Origin of the sequence: Pseudomonas solani, from assembly GCF_026072635.1 — a bacterium.
Classification (GTDB): domain Bacteria; phylum Pseudomonadota; class Gammaproteobacteria; order Pseudomonadales; family Pseudomonadaceae; genus Metapseudomonas; species Metapseudomonas solani.
The window spans coordinates 1,328,010-1,345,025 of the sequence record NZ_AP023081.1; the positions used below are offsets into that span (position 1 = coordinate 1,328,010).

Annotated in this window: 15 protein-coding genes and 2 tRNA genes; all 17 read right to left on the reverse strand. The window is 61.9% G+C overall.

Annotation, left to right across the window (positions count from 1 at the left end):
- Nucleotides 1-99: 99 nt before the first annotated feature.
- Nucleotides 100-297, reverse strand: coding sequence for a CsbD family protein (locus PSm6_RS06265; RefSeq protein ID WP_021217892.1), 198 nt, complete (start codon nucleotides 295-297; stop codon nucleotides 100-102).
- A 58-nt stretch (nucleotides 298-355) separates the two neighbouring features.
- Nucleotides 356-709: a BON domain-containing protein gene (locus PSm6_RS06270; protein WP_021217893.1), complete on the reverse strand. Its 354-nt coding sequence runs from the start codon at nucleotides 707-709 to the stop codon at nucleotides 356-358.
- Between the two features lie 201 nt (nucleotides 710-910).
- Nucleotides 911-2,323: a hypothetical protein gene (locus tag PSm6_RS06275; RefSeq protein WP_265169774.1), complete on the reverse strand. Its 1,413-nt coding sequence runs from the start codon at nucleotides 2,321-2,323 to the stop codon at nucleotides 911-913.
- A 97-nt stretch (nucleotides 2,324-2,420) separates the two neighbouring features.
- Entirely contained in the window at nucleotides 2,421-4,529 is a 2,109-nt protein-coding gene (pnp, locus tag PSm6_RS06280) for a polyribonucleotide nucleotidyltransferase (protein ID WP_021217895.1), read from the reverse strand.
- 163 nt (nucleotides 4,530-4,692) lie between these two features.
- Nucleotides 4,693-4,962: a 30S ribosomal protein S15 gene (gene rpsO, locus PSm6_RS06285; protein ID WP_021217896.1), complete on the reverse strand. Its 270-nt coding sequence runs from the start codon at nucleotides 4,960-4,962 to the stop codon at nucleotides 4,693-4,695.
- 92 nt (nucleotides 4,963-5,054) lie between these two features.
- Nucleotides 5,055-5,972, reverse strand: coding sequence for a tRNA pseudouridine(55) synthase TruB (gene truB / locus PSm6_RS06290; protein ID WP_265169776.1), 918 nt, complete (start codon nucleotides 5,970-5,972; stop codon nucleotides 5,055-5,057).
- A 2-nt stretch (nucleotides 5,973-5,974) separates the two neighbouring features.
- Complete coding sequence (rbfA, locus tag PSm6_RS06295) at nucleotides 5,975-6,364, reverse strand: 30S ribosome-binding factor RbfA (RefSeq protein WP_031287192.1); 390 nt, start codon at nucleotides 6,362-6,364, stop codon at nucleotides 5,975-5,977.
- A 108-nt stretch (nucleotides 6,365-6,472) separates the two neighbouring features.
- Nucleotides 6,473-8,998, reverse strand: coding sequence for a translation initiation factor IF-2 (gene infB / locus PSm6_RS06300; RefSeq protein WP_265169779.1), 2,526 nt, complete (start codon nucleotides 8,996-8,998; stop codon nucleotides 6,473-6,475).
- 27 nt (nucleotides 8,999-9,025) lie between these two features.
- Nucleotides 9,026-10,507, reverse strand: coding sequence for a transcription termination factor NusA (gene nusA, locus PSm6_RS06305; protein WP_021217900.1), 1,482 nt, complete (start codon nucleotides 10,505-10,507; stop codon nucleotides 9,026-9,028).
- A 47-nt stretch (nucleotides 10,508-10,554) separates the two neighbouring features.
- Nucleotides 10,555-11,013, reverse strand: coding sequence for a ribosome maturation factor RimP (gene rimP / locus PSm6_RS06310; RefSeq protein WP_021217901.1), 459 nt, complete (start codon nucleotides 11,011-11,013; stop codon nucleotides 10,555-10,557).
- 129 nt (nucleotides 11,014-11,142) lie between these two features.
- Nucleotides 11,143-11,219 (reverse strand) — tRNA-Met (locus PSm6_RS06315).
- Nucleotides 11,220-11,319: 100 nt separating this feature from the next.
- Nucleotides 11,320-11,405: transfer RNA gene (locus tag PSm6_RS06320), tRNA-Leu, on the reverse strand.
- Nucleotides 11,406-11,418: 13 nt separating this feature from the next.
- Nucleotides 11,419-11,802, reverse strand: coding sequence for a preprotein translocase subunit SecG (secG, locus tag PSm6_RS06325; RefSeq protein ID WP_021222238.1), 384 nt, complete (start codon nucleotides 11,800-11,802; stop codon nucleotides 11,419-11,421).
- 4 nt (nucleotides 11,803-11,806) lie between these two features.
- Nucleotides 11,807-12,562, reverse strand: a complete 756-nt coding sequence (tpiA, locus tag PSm6_RS06330) for a triose-phosphate isomerase (RefSeq protein WP_043245236.1) — start codon at nucleotides 12,560-12,562, stop codon at nucleotides 11,807-11,809.
- Nucleotides 12,563-12,627: 65 nt separating this feature from the next.
- The gene (gene glmM / locus PSm6_RS06335; RefSeq protein ID WP_265169782.1) at nucleotides 12,628-13,971 is read right to left on the reverse strand and encodes a phosphoglucosamine mutase; all 1,344 of its coding nucleotides are present in this window, start codon (nucleotides 13,969-13,971) and stop codon (nucleotides 12,628-12,630) included.
- A 16-nt stretch (nucleotides 13,972-13,987) separates the two neighbouring features.
- Nucleotides 13,988-14,839, reverse strand: coding sequence for a dihydropteroate synthase (gene folP, locus PSm6_RS06340; protein ID WP_265169784.1), 852 nt, complete (start codon nucleotides 14,837-14,839; stop codon nucleotides 13,988-13,990).
- Between the two features lie 9 nt (nucleotides 14,840-14,848).
- Nucleotides 14,849-16,765 (reverse strand): ATP-dependent zinc metalloprotease FtsH, encoded by a 1,917-nt coding sequence (ftsH, locus tag PSm6_RS06345; RefSeq protein ID WP_021222234.1) that lies wholly within the window; start codon nucleotides 16,763-16,765, stop codon nucleotides 14,849-14,851.
- Nucleotides 16,766-17,016 lie beyond the last annotated feature (251 nt).

Here is a 17,016-nt window from a genome sequence, read left to right on the forward strand (position 1 = left end):
CGGGTTTCTGCCGGTGAACCTGTACGGCAGCGCCCCTGCAAGACACCCACAACGAAAAACCCCGGGTGGCGGCCCGGGGTTTTTCGTGAATCCTGTGGATCAGAGCTTGCTGCTGAAATCGCGCAGCTCGTCCTGGGCCTTTTCCTTGGTCCAGCCATAGCGCTCCTGCAACTTGCCGACCAGGTATTCGCTGTGACCCTCGGCCACGTCGATATCGTCGTCGGTCAGATTGCCCCAGCGCTCCTTGAGTCGGCCGCTGAGCTGTTTCCATTTGCCTTTGATGATGTCGGAATTCATGGCGTTCTCCTTAGGTGGTACGCCGGGCCGCCCGGGTACGGGCGGCCGGCTGCGAGGGTTACTCGGCGGATTTCAGGCCGTCGGCCGATACCGCGGTAACACCCTTGATGGATTTGGCGGTGGTCACTGCCAGATCACGCTCGGCATCACTGGCGACGACACCGGAGAGCGAGACGACGCCCTTGTTGGTTTCGACCTTGATGTCCAGGGCGCTGAGATTCTTGTCGGCCAGGAAGCTGGATTTCACTTTGCTGGTGATCCAGGTATCGGAAACGGCCTCTTCAGCCTTGTTCACGGTTTCGCTGGCAGCCAGCATGGTCGGTTGCGCCGCGAAGGCGGTGCCGGCCAGGGGCAGGCTCAGGGCGGTGGCAGCTACAGCGGCAAGGGTCCACTTGTTGAAAGACTGTTTCATGAGTTGTTCTCCTGTGCTCTTAGATAATCTGCAGCGTTGTCCTATCTGCAGTCACTGTAGATATCGCAAGGCCTGTGCCAAGCTTCTCAGGAAAATTAAACTCAATAAAATCAGTTACTTACAATTAAATCGTACCGCTTGCCTGCTTGCAGATTGCAATTTCCAGCCAAGCGGCACGTGCACTTTGCACGATCGAGGCCGTCAGGGCGTCGCCAGCCGTTCGAGGGTCGCTTCCAAAGCCCTCACATCCTCGAGCAGGGGGGAAGCCGGGTAGCGCGCGCGGATATAGCCCAGCAACTTGCGCGCAGGCTCGACCTGCCCCAGGCCCTCGGCGAAGCCGCGCGCGGCCAGCAGGTAGGCGCGCGGGATGAAGGGATAGTCGGGGAAGCGTTGGTGCAGGTTGCGTAGCAGGCTGAGGCCCTCGCGCACCTTGTGCCGGTCGATCAGCGCGGCCGCGATGCGTTCGCAAACCTGGGCATCGCTCGGCAGGTAGTCCGCCTGCAACTGCCGGGCGTTGAGCAGCGCCGTGGCCCCCAGCGGCGCATTCAGGCGCGCGGCCAGGGGCAGGTAGTGTTCGAGATGGCGCAGGCAGCGCGAGCGCTCATTGAGGCCGAACAGCAACTGGTGGAAACGCTCATTGAGCTTGAGGTCGTCAGGGTCACGCTGCAGGGCCTGGGTCAGGGTTTCCAGGGCCGTGCCGCTCTGGCCTTCCTTGATACGCACCTCGGCCTCGGCCAGGGCACGACGACGGCGCCACTCGGCAGCGGGAAGGCCTTCCTGGGCGCCCTCGTCGGCGATGGCGAAGCCCAGGGCACCCTGATACTGGAAGACGGCGTAGCCCATCATGGCGCACATCACCACGCCGAAATAACCGAACAGGAAGGCGGCGATGGGCAGCAGCACCACGCGCGGCAGGCCGTGGGAAAGCAGGTAGGTGACGTAGTCCGGCGACTGCCAGAGGGCGAAAAGGAAGATGCAGAGGATGAGGTAGCGCCAGCCCATGGCCTTGATCACCTCCCCCAGTTGCTCGGGGCTCAGCGCCGCCCCCAGCTCCTTGTTCAGGGCCAGGCGGATGATGCTCGCCGGCATCAGCAGCATCAGGCCGATGTTCACCGCCCAGAACAGTGCCTCGCTGTGGAAGTCGGCGACGAGCCAGAGCACTCCGAAGGCGACGAGGAACACCACCAACTGCTTGATGAACAGCGAGAAGCCCTCGCCAACGAAGGCCGTGGCCAGGCCGGGAGCCTCGCGCCCGCCTTCGCTGGCGGCCTCGATGACACTGTGGAAATACTTGGTGGCGACGCTGAACAGGACGATCCAGAGGATCAGCGAACGCGGCATGAACAGGCTGGCCAGGGCCAAGAGCCCGGCGAAGGCCAGGGGGCCGGTCTGCAGGCCAAAGAGGAAGAACTGGGGAATCCGCTCCCAGAAGGGCTGCGCGGTATTGGCAGCACCGAGAAAGTGCAACGGCGCCCGGCACAACGGGCAGGTGGGCGATTCGTTGGGCTCGTCGGCGTTGAGCGGAATGCAGCAGTCGCCGAAATGACGCTCGCAAGGCGGGCAATGCCAGGTGGCGGGTTGGCTCTGGTGGTACTTGCAGTAGGTCTTGTCCATGACCCGGTTTCCTTGGGCTGATTCTGGCGGCGCGCCATTTTCCGGGAAAAAAAAGAGGGCCCGCAAGGGGCCCTCTCTCATTTGCCTTGACCGGGGATCAAACGCCCGAAGCCTCAGCTGCGTCCACGTCTTTCATGGACAGCTTGATGCGGCCGCGGTTGTCCACGTCCAGCACCAGTACCTTCACTTCCTGGCCTTCCTGCAGGACGTCGGTGACCTTGTCGATGCGCTTGTCGCTGATCTGCGAGATGTGCACCAGGCCGTCTTTGCCCGGGAGGATGTTGACGAAGGCGCCGAAGTCGACGATGCGCTCGACCTTGCCAACGTAGACCTTGCCGATTTCGGCTTCCGCGGTGATGCCCAGTACGCGCTGACGCGCAGCCTCGGCAGCTTCCTTGGTTTCGCCGAAGATCTTCACGCTGCCATCGTCTTCGATGTCGATGGAAGCCTTGGTCTCTTCGCAGATGGAGCGGATGGTGGCGCCGCCCTTGCCGATGACGTCACGGATCTTGTCGGTGTCGATCTTCATCGCGATCATGGTCGGAGCGTTGGCCGACAGCTCGGTACGGGACTGACCGATGATCTGGTTCATCTGACCGAGGATGTTCAGGCGTGCTTCCAGTGCCTGCTCCAGGGCGATCTCCATGATCTCTTCGGTGATGCCGTTGATCTTGATGTCCATCTGCAGCGCGGTTACGCCTTTGGCGGTACCGGCTACCTTGAAGTCCATGTCGCCCAGGTGGTCTTCGTCACCGAGGATGTCGGTCAGAACGGCGAACTTGTCACCTTCCTTGACCAGACCCATGGCGATACCAGCGACCGGTGCCTTCATCGGCACGCCAGCGTCCATCAGGGCCAGGGAGGCGCCGCAGACGGAAGCCATGGAGCTGGAGCCGTTGGACTCGGTGATTTCCGACACTACACGGATGGTGTAGGGGAACTCATCGCTCTTCGGCAGCATGGCGGAAACGCCACGACGGGCCAGGCGACCGTGGCCGATCTCGCGACGGCCGGCGCTGCCCATACGGCCGCACTCGCCCACCGAGAAGGGCGGGAAGTTGTAGTGCAGCATGAAGCCGTCTTTGCGCTCGCCTTCCAGGGTGTCCAGCAGCTGGGCATCACGGGCGGTACCGAGGGTGGCAACGACCAGAGCCTGGGTTTCGCCACGGGTGAACAGGGCGGAACCGTGGGTCTTGTCGAGCACGCCGACTTCGATCTTCAGCGGACGTACGGTGCGGGTGTCGCGGCCGTCGATACGCGGTTTGCCGTTGACGATGTTCTCGCGCACGGTGCGGTATTCCAGGAGGCCGAAGGCGTCCTTGACTTCACCGGCCGGGAATTGACCGGCTTCTTCGCCAGCGAAGCGGGCGACGACCTGGTCACGCAGCTCGCCGAGGCGGTTGTAGCGGTCTTGCTTGATGGTGATGGTGTAGGCCTGGGAGATGGCCTCGCCGAACTCGGCCTTGATGGCGCCGAGCAGAGCGGTGTTCTCGACCGGAGCGGTCCAGTTCCAGGTCGGCTTGCCGGCTTCGGCAGCGAATTCCTTGACGGCGTTGATCACGGCCTGGAATTCCTGGTGGGCGAACAGCACGCCACCGAGCATCTGGTCTTCGGTCAGTTCCTGGGCTTCGGACTCAACCATCAGCACGGCGTCCTGGGTACCGGCAACGACCATGTCCAGGCTGGAAGCCTTGAGCTGCTCGTAGTTCGGGTTCAGCAGGTAGCCAGTGCTCTCGTGGTAGGCCACGCGAGCGGCACCGATCGGGCCGGCGAAGGGAATGCCGGAGATGGCCAGGGCAGCGGAAGTACCGATCATCGCGGCGACGTCCGGATCGGTCTTCTTGTTGGTGGAGACCACGGTGCAGATGACCTGCACTTCGTTGAGGAAACCTTCCGGGAACAGCGGGCGGATCGGACGGTCGATCAGGCGCGAGGTCAGGGTCTCTTTCTCGGAAGGACGGCCTTCACGCTTGAAGAAACCACCGGGGATGCGGCCGGCTGCGTAGGTTTTTTCCTGGTAGTGGACGGACAGCGGGAAGAAGCCCTTGCCCGGGTCGGCTTGCTTGGCGCCGACCACGGTCACCAGTACGGTGACGTCTTGGTCCATGGTGACCAGAACGGCACCGGAAGCTTGACGGGCGATACGGCCAGTCTCGAGGGTTACGGTCGACTGACCGAACTGGAATTTCTTGATTACCGGGTTCACGGTGTCTTTACCTTCTGTAGTTGCCTTTGGGGGAAATCTGCGGAAGGCACGGGAATCGGCCCGTCGTCTTCCTCAAAAAGCCTGAAGCTGGAAGCCCGAGGCTGGAGCAAGAACGATGCCTTGCTGCCAACCCCCGACTTCCAGCTTCCAGCTTGAGTGCGTCTTAGCGACGCAGACCCAGACGACCGATCAGGGTGCTGTAACGAGTGGTGTCCTTACCCTTCAGGTAGTCCAGCAGCTTGCGGCGCTGGTTGACCATGCGGATCAGACCACGACGGGAGTGGTGGTCTTTGCCGTTGGCCTTGAAGTGATCCTGCAGCTTGTTGATGTTGGCGGTCAGCAGTGCAACTTGCACTTCCGGAGAACCGGTGTCGCCTTCAGCTTGCTTGTACTCGTTAACGATCTGGGCTTTCTCAGTAACGCTCAGTGCCATGATGGGCTTCCTCTGAGGTAATAGGCCGGGAACCTGTCCCGTGTTTTAAAAGGAGGAGTGACCGTGCCTATTAACAGCCACCCTCGAATCGGTCATTCCGACCGAATCAGTCGACGCGGCGCTACGCGCCCGTCATCGCTCACTTCACCGATACCGATGAAGCGACCGTTGTGATCCTGCACCCGCAGCATGCCGAACTTCGGCGCTTCGGGAGCCCTTACCGGTTGGCCATGCAACCAGTAGTAGGCACTGTGTTCGCTCAACTGGATGAGGGGCCAATGTTCCAGGCCGCTGTCTTCCGGCAACAGGAACTGGTCCAGCGCCTCGTTGCCACCTTCGGCATGGGCCTTTTCCAGCGCTTCCAGGGTGATCGCCTGGGCCAGGACGAAGGGGCCTGCCTGAGTGCGGCGCAGTTCCGCCACGTGAGCCCCGCAACCCAGCACCTGCCCGAGGTCTTCGACCAGCGTGCGAATGTAGGTGCCTTTGCTGCAGGCCACGGCGAGCCTCGCCTGGGCGGACTCGAAGGCCAGCAATTCCAGGCGCGCAATAGTAACAGAACGCGCTTCGCGCTCCACTACCTCGCCCGCACGCGCCAGCTTGTACAGCGGCTGCCCGTCTTTCTTCAGGGCCGAGTACATGGGCGGTATCTGCTTGATTTCGCCACGGAAGTCGTCGAGACGCGCTTCGATATCGGCACGACCGACGGTCACCTCACGGCGCTCGATAATCTCGCCCTCGGCATCGCCCGTGGTAGTGGTAACGCCCAGCTGCGCCAGGGTCTCGTAGCCCTTGTCGGCATCCAGCAGGTACTGGGAGAACTTGGTCGCCTCGCCGAAGCACAGCGGCAGCACGCCAGTGGCCAGGGGATCGAGGCTGCCGGTGTGGCCGGCCTTCTCGGCATTGAGCAACCAGCGCACCTTCTGCAGGGCCTGGTTGGAACTCATGCCGCGAGGCTTGTCGAGGATCAGAATGCCGCTGACGTTGCGGCGGATGCGTTTCACCTGGGCCACGGTTATTCCTCGCCGTCGTCCTGGTGCTTGCGATCCTCGGCCACCGCGCGCTCGATCAGCGCCGACAGCTCGACACCACGACGGATGCTGGCGTCGTAGTTGAAGTGCAACTGCGGCACGGTGCGCAGCTTCATCGCGCGACCCAGCTGCATGCGCAGGAACCCGGCGGCATCGTTGAGGATGGCGGTGTTCTGCTTGATGACTTCGGGGTTGTCGTCCTGCCCCATCACGGTAATGAACACCTTGGCGTGGGACAGGTCACGGGCCACGTCGCAGCCGGTGATGGTCACCAGGCCAAGACGCGGGTCTTTGATTTCACGTTGGATCAGCGAGGCCAGCTCACGCTGCATCTGATCCCCGATACGTTGGGTACGGCTGTATTCTTTTGCCATTTCCTGCTACCTGCACTCTCCCCCGGGGCCAGAAACCACAGGGTTCAAAAGCGGCAAACGCCCGGCCGAGCGGAAGCTGGACCGGGCGTTGCGTATTGCAGCTCGCGCTTAGAGGCTGCGAGCCACTTGGACCTTCTCGAACACTTCGATCTTGTCGCCGACCTTGACGTCGTTGTAGCTCTTCACGCCGATACCGCACTCCATGCCGGCACGCACCTCGGACACGTCGTCCTTGAAGCGGCGCAGGGATTCCAGTTCGCCTTCGAAGATCACCACGTCGTCACGCAGTACGCGGATCGGACGGTTACGGTGGACCATGCCCTCGGTAACCATGCAGCCTGCGACCGCGCCGAACTTCGGCGAGCGGAACACGTCGCGCACTTCGGCGATACCCAGGATGTTCTCCCGGACGTCGCTGCCGAGCATGCCGGACAGTGCTTTCTTAACGTCTTCGATGATGTCGTAGATGATGTTGTAGTAGCGCAGGTCCAGACCTTCCTGCTCGACGATCTTCCGGGCGCCCGCATCGGCACGCACGTTGAAGCCGAACAGTACGGCGTTGGAGGCCAGCGCCAGGTTGGCGTCGCTCTCGGTGATACCACCGACGCCGCCACCGACCACACGCACCTGGACTTCGTCGTTGCCAAGATCCGCCAGCGCGCCCTGCAGGGCCTCCAGCGAACCACGAACGTCGGACTTGAGGACGATGTTGAGCGTCTTCTTCTCGTCCTGGCCCATGTTCTCGAAGATGTTTTCCAGCTTGCCGGCATGCGCGCGGGCCAGCTTGACCTCGCGGAACTTGCCTTGACGGAACAGGGCCACTTCACGGGCCTTCTTCTCGTCGCCGATCACGGTCAGCTCGTCACCCGCATCCGGGGTGCCGTCCAGGCCGAGGATCTCGACCGGGATCGAGGGGCCGGCTTCCTTGATGGGCTTGCCGTTCTCGTCGAGCATGGCACGGACGCGACCGAAGTTGACGCCGCAGAGAACCATGTCGCCCTGGCGCAGGGTACCGTCCTGAACCAGAACGGTAGCCACCGGGCCACGGCCCTTGTCCAGGCGGGACTCGACCACGACACCACGGCCAGGGGCCGACGGAGTGGCTTTGAGTTCCAGGACTTCAGCCTGCAGCAGTACGGCTTCCAGCAGTTCGTCGACACCGGTACCGACTTTCGCCGAGACGGGTACGAACTGGGTGTCGCCACCCCACTCTTCCGGGATCACGTCGCGACCGGCGAGGTCGTTCTTGATGCGGTCGAGGTCAGCTTCGGGCTTGTCGATCTTGTTCACCGCGACCACGATCGGCACGCCAGCCGCTTTCGCGTGCTGTACGGCTTCTTCGGTCTGCGGCATCACGCCGTCGTCCGCTGCCACCACGAGGATGACGATGTCGGTCGCCTTGGCACCACGGGCACGCATTGCGGTGAACGCAGCGTGGCCGGGGGTGTCGAGGAACGTGACCATGCCGCGGTCGGTTTCGACGTGGTAGGCGCCGATGTGCTGGGTGATACCACCGGCTTCGCCAGCAGCCACCTTGGCACGACGGATGTAGTCGAGCAGCGAGGTTTTACCGTGGTCGACGTGGCCCATGACGGTCACGACCGGCGCGCGGTGAATGGCTTCACCTTCGAACTTCAGGGATTCGGCCAGTTGTTCTTCCAGCGCGTTCTCGCTGACGAGCTTGACCTTGTGGCCGAACTCTTCCGCGATCAGCTGGCCAGTTTCCTGGTCCAGTACCTGGTTGATGGTCACCGGGGTGCCCATCTTGAACATGAACTTGACGATCTCTGCGCCCTTGACGGCCATCTGAGCGGCCAGTTCGGCCACGGTGATGGTCTCGCCGATATTCACATCACGCACAATCGGTCCTGTCGGGCTCTGGAACCCGTGCTGGTTGCGCTTCTTGAGCTTGGATTTGCCACGACCACCACGACGGTAGCCATCGCTTTCCTCGTCGGTGCTGCGAGGTGCCACGCGCGGGGCGGGAACCTTTTCCTTCTCTTTGACCGAAGGACGGTGCTGCGTGTGCTTGCGATCGCGGCGCTCGTCTTCGTCGCGGGCCTTTTCAGGGCGACGCGGCTCTTCCTTCTTGCGATCGTCGGCGCCAGCAGGAGCGGCGGCGGCGTTCGCAGCGGCAGCCGGTGCGACAGCTTCGCCGACAACGGCGGCAGCAGGCGCGCCAGCTTCACCACCACGAGCAGCTTCGAGAGCACGGGCGTCGGCTTGGCGACGGGCCTCTTCCTCGGAGCGGCGCTTGGCCTCCTCCTCGGTCTTCAGGCGTGCAGCTTCTTCGGCAGCGCGCTGCTCTTCGAGCTCGCGTTTCTTCTCGGCCTCGATCTCGTCGGGGCTGCGCTTCACGTAAGTCTTCTTCTTACGTACTTCAACACTGATGGTCTTGCTACCGGCAACCCTCAGCGTAGTGGTGGTCTTGCGCTGCAAGGTGATCTTGCGGGGCTCTTCCAGCCGCTCGCCGTGACTGCCCTTGAGATGCGCCAGCAGCGCTTGTTTCTCATTGTCAGTCACAACTTGTTCGGCGCTGGTGTGCGGCAACCCTGCCTCACGCATCTGCAACAGCAGGCGTTCCACCGGTGTGTCGACCACTTGGGCCAGTTCTTTCACCGTGACTTGCGTCATGCACTTCTCTCCTCAGGCCGCGACTGCTTACTCGAACCAATGGGCTCGGGCGGCCATGATCAGCTTGCCGGCACGCTCTTCGTCCATGCCGTCGATGTCGAGCAGGTCGTCGATAGACTGCTCGGCCAGGTCTTCGCGGTTGACTACGCCACGTACTGCCAGCTCAACAGCCAGCTCTTTGTCCATGCCTTCGAGAGCAAGCAGGTCGTCCGCCGGCTGAGCGTCAGCCAGTTTTTCTTCAGTGGCGATAGCCTTGGTCAACAGGCGATCCTTGGCGCGGGCACGCAGCTCGTTGACGATGTCTTCGTCGAAGCCGTCGATGCTCAGCATCTCTTCCATCGGTACGTAGGCGATCTCTTCGAGGCTGGTGAAGCCTTCCTCGACCAGTACCTGGGCCAGTTCCTCATCGACTTCCAGCTCGTCGACGAAGGCCTGCATGATGTCGCCGGTCTCAGCCTGCTGCTTGGCCTGGATATCGGCCTCGGTCATCACGTTCAGGGTCCAGCCGGTCAGCTGGCTCGCCAGACGCACGTTCTGACCGCCACGGCCGATAGCCTGGGCCAGGTTGTCTTCGCCTACGGCGATGTCCATGGCATGGGCATCTTCGTCGACGATGATCGCAGCCACTTCGGCCGGAGCCATGGCGTTGATCACGAACTGAGCAGGGTTGTCATCCCACAGGACGATGTCGACTCGCTCGCCACCCAGCTCGCCGGAGACGGCCTGGACGCGCGAACCGCGCATGCCGATGCAGGCGCCTTGCGGGTCGATACGTTTGTCCTTGGAGCGAACGGCGATCTTGGCGCGGGAACCCGGGTCACGGGAGGCGGCCATCACTTCGATCAGCTCTTCGGCGATTTCCGGCACTTCGATGCGGAACAGCTCGATCAGCATCTGCGGCGCAGTGCGCGACAGGATCAGCTGAGGGCCACGGTTCTCGGTGCGGATTTCTTTCAGCAGCGCACGAACACGAGCGCCTACGCGGAAGGTCTCACGGGAGATGATGTCTTCGCGGGCCAGCAACGCCTCGGCGTTGTTACCCAGGTCGACGATCACGTTGTCGCGGGTGACCTTCTTAACGGTGCCGGAAATGATGTCGCCCAGCTTCTCGCGATAGGCTTCGACCACTTGGGCACGCTCGGCTTCGCGAACCTTCTGCACGATCACCTGCTTGGCGGTCTGTGCAGCGATACGGCCGAACTCGATGGATTCGATCTTTTCTTCGACGAAATCACCGACCTTGGCACCCGGTTGTTTTTCCTGGGCTTCTTCAACGGTCAGTTCGGCCGCCGGGTTTACCTGATCGTCTTCTTCGACGACCGCCCAGCGACGGTAGGTGTCATAGCTACCGGTGTGGCGATTGATCTCCACACGCAGCTCGACTTCTTCTTCGAAGCGTTTCTTGGTAGCAGTGGCCAGTGCCAGCTCCAGTGCTTCGAAGATCACGCCAGCCGGTACGCCTTTTTCGTTGGATACCGACTCAACAACCAGCAGTACTTCTTTGCTCATCGTACGCCTCGCCTTTCGCAATCCATTGGATCCGCGGGATCCGCGTCTCAGTCAAAACGGGGAATGATGTTGGCCTTGTCGATCAGATCGATCGGCAGCAGGTACTCGTGATCCTCAACAAGAACCACCACATCCTGTTCCTCCACCCCGCGGAGGAGCCCCTGGAAATTGCGTCGCCCATCGTAGGGAGAGCGCAACTTGATCTTCACCAGTTCGCCAGCGTGCGCCGCGAACTGCTCAAGAGTGAACAGCGGTCGATCCATGCCGGGCGAAGACACCTCGAGGGTGTACTCACTGGCGATGGGATCTTCCACGTCGAGAACACCACTGACCTGACGACTGACTTTCTCGCAGTCGTCGACCTGGATGCCGTTCTCATGATCGATGTATACCCGCAGCAGCGAATGCCGCCCTTGGGACAGGAACTCGACACCCCAGCATTGATAGCCAAGGGCCTCGACTACCGGGGCCAGCAAGGCCTGCAACTGTTCTAGCTTGCTCGACACCTGATTGCCCTCGCATGCTGTGCAAATAAAAAATGGGCGAAACGCCCATCCATTCGAACCAGTCGGCCAAAAGCCGTTGGTTAACTGTCCAGCTAGCAAAAAGCCCCTAAAAAGGGGCTCCGCTACTACTGGTTGCGGGGGTTGGATTTGAACCAACGACCTTCGGGTTATGAGCCCGACGAGCTACCAAGCTGCTCCACCCCGCGTCAAAGCTGGGGCGGAAGTATACGGCCTACGCGCCTTAACGGTCAACCGAACACTCCGCCAGCAAAAAAACCCGCATGCAGCGGGCTTTCTTGCATTGTATGGTACCGAGGAGGGGACTCGAACCCCTACAGCCTATGGCCACTACCACCTCAAGGTAGCGTGTCTACCAATTCCACCACCTCGGCAAAACTTGCCTTTTTACTTCTGCTCTGGAGCCTGAGGTACATCACCTGCGCTTTCAGCAGGCTTTTGCTCTTCGAGCACCGGCACATCGTCAGCTGCCGGCTTTTGCTGCTGAACCTCGAGAACGGCCGGATCCGGCAGACCTACGTGACTCAGAGCTTCAGCCTTTTCTTTAGCGAAGAACGCTAAGCCCAGGCTGGTTATGAAAAAAACCGCGGCGAGTATACCAGTAACTCGACTCAGAAAGGTAGCAGAACCTTGACTACCGAAAACGGTACCCGAAGCGCCTGCACCGAACGAGGCGCCAGCATCCGCACCCTTACCTTGTTGCAGCAGCACCAGAGCAACGACACCAAGGGCGCCGAGCAGGTGAACCACGATAACGACAGTTTCCAGCATCTCGTCAGCTTCCTGCGGCGCGACAGATCGCACCGAACTCATCCGCATTCAGGGAGGCGCCACCAACAAGCCCCCCGTCGATATCCGGCATGCCGAACAACTCGGCCGCACTGGCGGCCTTGACGCTGCCGCCATAAAGAATCCTTACACCGCGCGCCACTTCGGCATTTTCCGCCGCCAGTTGCGCCCGTATTGCAGCATGCACTTCTTGCGCCTGCTGCGGAGTTGCCGTGAGCCCTGTACCGATAGCCCAGACCGGCTCGTATGCGATCACCGCTTTCGCGAATGCTCCCACGCCGAGCTCTTCGATCACGCTACCGAGCTGACGCCCGACAACCTCAAGAGTCTTGCCCGCCTCACGCTGCTCCTGGGTCTCACCGACGCAGAGCACCGGAACAAGACCGCAAGACTGAGCCGCAGCGAACTTGCGACTAACCACTTCGTCACGCTCACCAAGAATCAGACGGCGTTCGGAGTGACCAACGAGGACCAGGGCGCAACCGGCATCAGCCAGCTGACTCGCAGCAACCTCACCCGTGAGCGCACCCTGAACAGGTTCAACTGCACAATTCTGCGCACCGACGGCAATCGACTTGCCATCCAGGCCTTGCATCACCTGATTGATGTACAGACAGGGCGGGAATACCGCGACCTCGACGCCAGCATTCAATGCCAACTGACGAAGCCCTTTGATCAGCTCTGCGACGCTGGCGCGGGTACCGTGCATTTTCCAGTTACCAGCTACCAGGGGGCGACGCATGCTTTACCTCGTCGATCAAAGTGGGCGCAGATGTTACCCAAGGTTTTTTGAAGTAGCAAGAGAAATCAAGCACATACCTCGGTTACGACTTTAACCAGCTCTTCCGCGTAGCCACGGACCTGGTTTTCATCATCACCCTCGACCATCACGCGGACCAGCGGCTCGGTGCCGGACTTGCGCAGCAGCACACGCCCACGCCCCGCCATCTTCTCGGTGACACGAGCGCAGGCATCTTTCACCGCCGGGTGCTCGACCGGATCGATATCACCACCAGCGAAGCGCACGTTCAGCAGCACCTGCGGGCATTTGCGCATCCCCTGACGAGCCTCCGCCAGCGACTGACCACGACGCTGAAGCGCCAGCAGCACCTGAAGCGCGGCAATCAGGGCGTCCCCCGTCGTGGTGAAATGACTGCAGAGGATATGCCCCGAATTCTCGCCGCCCAGACTCCAGCCGCGCTCCTGCATGTCCGCGATGACATAGCGATCGCCGACCTTGGCCCGCGTGAAGGGCACACCCAGCTCACCCAGGGCCAGCTCGAGCCCGAGGTTGCTCATCAGGGTTCCGACCACCCCGCCCCCCTGGAGCTTGCCTCGCTCATGCAGGTCACGCGCGATGATGAACAGCAGCTCGTCGCCATCCACCACGGCACCGGTATGGTCGACCATCAGCACGCGGTCGCCGTCGCCATCGAAGGCAATGCCGATATCGGCATGCTGGGCCACCACTTCGGCCTGCAGCGACTCCATGTGCGTCGAGCCACATTTATCGTTGATGTTCAGACCGTTCGGCTGGGCAGCCAGTACCGAGACGTTGCCGCCGAGCTCGCGGAAGACGCTGGGAGCGACCTTGTAGGTAGCGCCATGCGCGCAGTCCACAACGATCTTGAGGCCGGCCAGGTCGGTGCTCATGGGCACCGTACTCTTGCAGAACTCGATGTAGCGGCCGGCAGCATCGTTGATACGCGAAACCTTGCCGAGATTGGCCGACTCGACCACCACCATGGGTTGGTCGAGCAGCTCTTCGATCATCAGCTCGACTTCGTCGGAGAGCTTCACACCCTGCCCGGAGAAGAACTTGATGCCGTTGTCGTTATGCGGGTTGTGCGAGGCACTGATAACAATTCCCGCCTCAGCCAGGAAGGTGCGGGTCAGGTAGGCGATAGCCGGAGTCGGCATCGGCCCCAGCAGCATCACGTCTGCACCAGCAGCGGAAAGACCAGCCTCCAGGGCCGATTCGAACATGTACCCGGAAATACGGGTGTCCTTGCCCACCAGGATGCGGCACTTGCCTTGCTTGCGGAACGCCATGCCCGCCGCCCAGCCAAGCTTGAGCATGAAATCAGGGGTGATGGGGAACTGACCAACGTGGCCACGAATACCATCGGTGCCGAAATACTTTCTGCTCATGAATGCTCCGTGTTTCTTATTCCGCCGAATTTACCGCGGCGATCATACGTACGACATCGACAGTCTCGGCCACATCATGCACCCGCAGGATGCATGCACCCTTGGCCACCGCCAGGGCGGCCAGGGCCAGACTGCCGTAAAGCCGCTTGTCGACATCTCGACCCAGCGCCTGCCCAACCATGCTCTTGCGCGAAACGCCGACAAGCAGGGGGCGCCCGAGCCCCAGCAACTCTTCGAGGCGCCTGAACAGGCTCAGGTTGTGTTCAAAGGTTTTGGCGAAGCCGAAACCCGGATCCAGCACGATGCGCTCAGCAGGGATGCCCACAGCCACACAAGCCGCCATGCGCGCAGCAAGGAACTCACCCACCTCGCCAGTCACATCACGGTACTGGGGATTCTGCTGCATGGTGCCCGGCTCGCCCAACATGTGCATGAGGCAGACCGGCAGGCCGGTATCGGCCGCCGCATCCAGCGCCCCATCACGCCGCAGCGAACGCACATCGTTGATCAGGCCAGCACCAAGCCGTGCACCCTCGCGCATGACTGCCGGCGTGGAGGTATCCAGGGAAACCACCACATCCAGCTCGCGGGATATCGCCTCCACCACGGGGGCGACACGCTCCAGCTCCTCGGACGGTGATACCGCCCGCGCGCCCGGCCGAGTCGACTCGCCACCCACATCGATGAGCGTAGCACCGGCCGCCACCATCTCGGCAGCGTGGCGCAGCGCCGCATCGCGCTGGCTGAAGCGCCCGCCGTCGGAGAAGGAATCAGGGGTGACATTGAGAATGCCCATCACGTGCGGGCGGCTCAAATCAAGAACCCGGTTGCCGCAAGGCAACCGGGTCAGGTACTGCGTGGAGCTCATCTAGGAACCTTAGTGTTCGCCAGCAGGGCCGCCGATCGGGTTCTCCGGACGCGGCGCTTCCTCACGGGGAGCAGGCTTGCCGGAGGAGGCACCCGGGCCACCCTCCCAATCCTTGGGCTCGCGAGCCGGACGACCTGCCATGATGTCGTCGATCTGCTCGGCATCGATGGTTTCGAACTTCATCAACGCCTCGGCCATCATGTCCAGCTTGTCGCGGTTCTCCACGAGAATCTGCTTCGCCGTGGCGTAGCAGTGGTCGATGATGCTGCGCACTTCCTGGTCGATCAGCTGCGCGGTCTGCGCCGACACACTGGAGTGCTGGCCACCCGCGCTACGGCCGAGGAAGACTTCACCCTCTTCTTCCGCATACATCAGCGGGCCGAGTTTCTCGGACAGGCCCCACTTGGTCACCATGTTCTTGGCGATCTGGGTGGCGCGCATGATGTCGTTGGAGGCCCCAGTGGTCACACCATCGAAGCCCAGAGTCATCTCCTCGGCGATACGACCACCGAACAGCGAGCAGACCTGGCTGATCAGCGCACGCTTGGAGAGGCTGTAGCGATCCTCCTCCGGGAGGAACATGGTCACACCCAGGGCACGGCCGCGCGGGATGATGGAAACCTTGTAAACCGGGTCATGCTCGGGAACCACACGCCCGACGATGGCATGGCCAGCCTCGTGGTAAGCAGTGTTGAGTTTCTCTTTCTCGGACATGACCATGGATTTGCGCTCGGCGCCCATCATGATCTTGTCCTTGGCCAGCTCGAATTCCTTCATCTCAACGATGCGCTTGTTGACGCGCGCAGCGAAAAGCGAGGCCTCGTTGACCAGGTTGGCCAGGTCAGCTCCGGAGAAGCCGGGAGTACCACGAGCGATTACGCCGGCGTCGACGTCATCCCCCATCGGCACCTTGCGCATGTGCACTTTGAGAATCTGCTCGCGGCCACGGATGTCCGGCAGGCCAACCACCACCTGGCGGTCGAAGCGGCCCGGGCGCAGCAGCGCCGGGTCCAGTACGTCCGGACGGTTGGTCGCGGCGATCACGATGATGCCGTCGTTCATCTCGAAGCCGTCCATCTCCACCAGCAACTGGTTGAGGGTCTGCTCGCGCTCGTCGTGACCGCCACCCAGGCCGGCACCACGATGACGGCCGACTGCGTCGATCTCGTCGATGAAGATGATGCAGGGAGCATGCTTCTTGGCCTGGTCGAACATGTCGCGGACACGGGATGCACCCACGCCGACGAACATCTCGACGAAGTCGGAACCGGAGATGGTGAAGAACGGCACCTTGGCTTCACCCGCAATGGCCTTGGCCAGCAGGGTCTTACCGGTACCGGGCGGGCCGACCATCAGCACGCCGCGGGGGATACGGCCACCCAGGCGCTGGAACTTGCCCGGGTCACGCAGGAACTCGACCAGCTCGCCCACTTCTTCCTTGGCTTCGTCGCAGCCTGCGACGTCGGCCAGGGTGGTTTTCACCTGGTCTTCCGAGAGCAGGCGCGCCTTGCTCTTGCCGAAGCTCATGGGGCCGCCGCGGCCGCCTGAGCCGCCCTGCATCTGCCGCATGAAGAACATGAATACCGCAATGATCACCAGGATCGGGAAGCTGGCAACGAGCAACTGGGTCCAGATGCTCTGCTGCTCGGGCTGCTTGCCTTCGATGATCACGTTGTTGTCGATCAGGTCGCCGATCAGTCCGCCATCCTGGATAGCCGGACGAATGGTCTTGAAGGAGTCGCCGTCATTCCGCTTACCGGTAATGACGAAGCCGTCGACCGTGACACGCTCGACCTTGCCTTCCTTCACCTGACCGATGAAGTCGGAATAGTTCAGCGTCTGCGGTTCGCTCGGGCTGGAGAAGTTGTTCATCACCGTGACCAGCACGGCGGCGATGATCAGCCACAGGATGAGATTCTTTGCCATATCGTTCAATTAGCTACCCTCTGGAGCAGATCCCGTCCTGGGACGCGCCCCGCATGACGGCTGGTTATCAACCGGCCTAACTTACTATACAACCCCCACCCCTGGCAGGCGCCGTCTGTAACCCTTTATGAAGCCATGGCGCTCGTCACACACCCGAGCCCGTGCATTGAGACCGAAAAACAGGCCGACCGTTGCAGTCTATTCCCCGCAAAAGCCGCGCGCGAGCACCTATTGCTCACTGGAGCGCCGAC

Excerpts from the sequence above, each read along its gene's own strand:
- PSm6_RS06265 (WP_021217892.1), bottom strand. The coding sequence starts at position 297 with ATGAATTCCGACATCATCAAAGGCAAATGGAAACAGCTCAGCGGCCGA.
- secG (WP_021222238.1), bottom strand. The coding sequence starts at position 11,802 with ATGCTGGAAACTGTCGTTATCGTGGTTCACCTGCTCGGCGCCCTTGGT.
- ftsH (WP_021222234.1), bottom strand. The coding sequence starts at position 16,765 with ATGGCAAAGAATCTCATCCTGTGGCTGATCATCGCCGCCGTGCTGGTC.
- PSm6_RS06270 (WP_021217893.1), bottom strand. The coding sequence starts at position 709 with ATGAAACAGTCTTTCAACAAGTGGACCCTTGCCGCTGTAGCTGCCACC.
- folP (WP_265169784.1), bottom strand. The coding sequence starts at position 14,839 with ATGAGCTCCACGCAGTACCTGACCCGGTTGCCTTGCGGCAACCGGGTT.
- infB (WP_265169779.1), bottom strand. The coding sequence starts at position 8,998 with ATGACGCAAGTCACGGTGAAAGAACTGGCCCAAGTGGTCGACACACCG.
- rbfA (WP_031287192.1), bottom strand. The coding sequence starts at position 6,364 with ATGGCAAAAGAATACAGCCGTACCCAACGTATCGGGGATCAGATGCAG.
- glmM (WP_265169782.1), bottom strand. The coding sequence starts at position 13,971 with ATGAGCAGAAAGTATTTCGGCACCGATGGTATTCGTGGCCACGTTGGT.
- tpiA (WP_043245236.1), bottom strand. The coding sequence starts at position 12,562 with ATGCGTCGCCCCCTGGTAGCTGGTAACTGGAAAATGCACGGTACCCGC.
- nusA (WP_021217900.1), bottom strand. The coding sequence starts at position 10,507 with ATGAGCAAAGAAGTACTGCTGGTTGTTGAGTCGGTATCCAACGAAAAA.
- PSm6_RS06275 (WP_265169774.1), bottom strand. The coding sequence starts at position 2,323 with ATGGACAAGACCTACTGCAAGTACCACCAGAGCCAACCCGCCACCTGG.
- rpsO (WP_021217896.1), bottom strand. The coding sequence starts at position 4,962 with ATGGCACTGAGCGTTACTGAGAAAGCCCAGATCGTTAACGAGTACAAG.